The organism is Geomonas sp., assembly GCF_056994735.1.
This window is the reverse complement of record NZ_JBXKJL010000341.1, coordinates 1-1,513: the sequence shown is the minus strand read 5'-3', so window position 1 is coordinate 1,513 and position 1,513 is coordinate 1. Positions and strand designations below refer to the sequence as shown.

The 1,513-nt window shown below is 56.4% G+C and carries 1 protein-coding gene; it reads right to left on the bottom strand.

The window, feature by feature from the left end; all coding sequences use genetic code 11:
* Positions 1-46: 46 nt before the first annotated feature.
* Positions 47-1,426 carry an IS1380 family transposase gene (locus AC11W3_RS14850; protein ID WP_484093248.1) on the bottom strand — a complete coding sequence of 460 codons (1,380 nt, stop codon included), beginning with the start codon at positions 1,424-1,426 and terminating at the stop codon, positions 47-49.
* Positions 1,427-1,513: the final 87 nt, after the last annotated feature.

The window sequence follows — 1,513 nt, the reverse complement described above, 5'->3', positions numbered from 1 at the left end:
GCTTATACCCCAACGTTGCAAAAGAGTTGGCCAGGCGAGATTGCTTTTAGGCAGCTGCCTTCGTGACGGCATCGAGGAAGTGCAGGAGGTCTTTGCGAACCGAAGGATTGGCGCTCATGATGAGTGTCAGGTTTCCCTGTGGTCGGATAAGGCGCCCAGCGCGCTGAATGAACCGGTGCCTGAGCGTATCCAGGGTTTGAAACTTCCATGCCGCGGGTCTTTTAGGTCGAGCCCGCAGGGCTGCGGGAGCGGCAAGCATCTGTACTTCCCGAGACAGGTTGTGGGCCAGCATGGCGCACAGGGTGAAGGTCTGGTTGGCCGCCAAGCGTCGGGTGGCAATGACATCGAGACCGACCTCGTTTTTGGCCAAGCCGAACAGAGCCTCTTGGGAGCCGCGCCCATTGTGGAACAAGACCACAAGCTTTGCGGAGTCGCCCTTGTTGGTGACGATCACCTTGTAGTGATAGCTGAAATGGCGCGGCTCGAAGAGATCGAGCTGGATAGGGTCCTTGTACTGACGTTTGACTTTCCTGCGAACGAAGATGAAACGATAGGGGCAATCCCAGGACTTCGGCTTCCAGGAGGCTTCAAAGTATGACCACTCTTTGTCGATGTGCCACCAGCGCCTCCTGTGCTCGATCATGCCCTTGAGCTCTGCGAATCGCTCGAATGGAACAGAAGCCGTGAACTTCACCCCGGCTTCATCGAGGACACCAAGGATGTTCTTGTCGAAGAAGGCCGCATCCATGCGGGACTCCAAGACGGGCGGATTAGCCTCGCCTCGGACCTTCTCGAAGCACCCTTTCATGAACTCAACGGCCCCCTTTGAGTCGTGCACATTTCCTGGTCGGTGGAGGAGATCGAAAAACTGGCCGGTTTGCGCTACCGTGCAGAACAGGGGATAGTAACTGCGCGCGCCTTTTTTCTTCTTGTTGAACCCGACCGCAGTTCCTTCGGCATGGGCCTTGGTGCTGAGCACGGAGCCGTCGAAATCGAGGGTGACTCGCACAAACCGCGTCCGCTTGAGCCCTTCGAGGACCAGCGTGCGGGACAGCTCTCTGAGGTTATCCACAGCCTTGGCCTCCATCTGGGAAAGCGATCGCGAGATCGTGGAAACATCGGGAAGCCTGTGCAAGCCGAGTAAGCGCAAAACCAGCGGATCGTCACGGTAGTAGTCCACCTCCCGCAGACGCCGAAACCCTAATAGAAGATGGATGATCACCAACAGGACAACCAGGTAGCGGCCAAAGATCGGCGAGACCCCTAGATGAGAAAAACAGCGCCGCAAACGCTCCTTCAGCTGCAAGCGCTCAAAGAGCGCCTGAAAAACGACAAGACCCGAGAACGAGGTGAGCTTCTGATCTTCAAACCTGAGGTGGGGAACCCTGTGGACTTTTGCCTGAATCTGTGCTTTGCTGGACTTCACTTGCGGTGGCCTCCTGGATCGGGGTATTTTGTGTTTGGCAAATCACTTTTACCCAGTATCCATCGGCCTCCGCAAGCCTTTTTATGG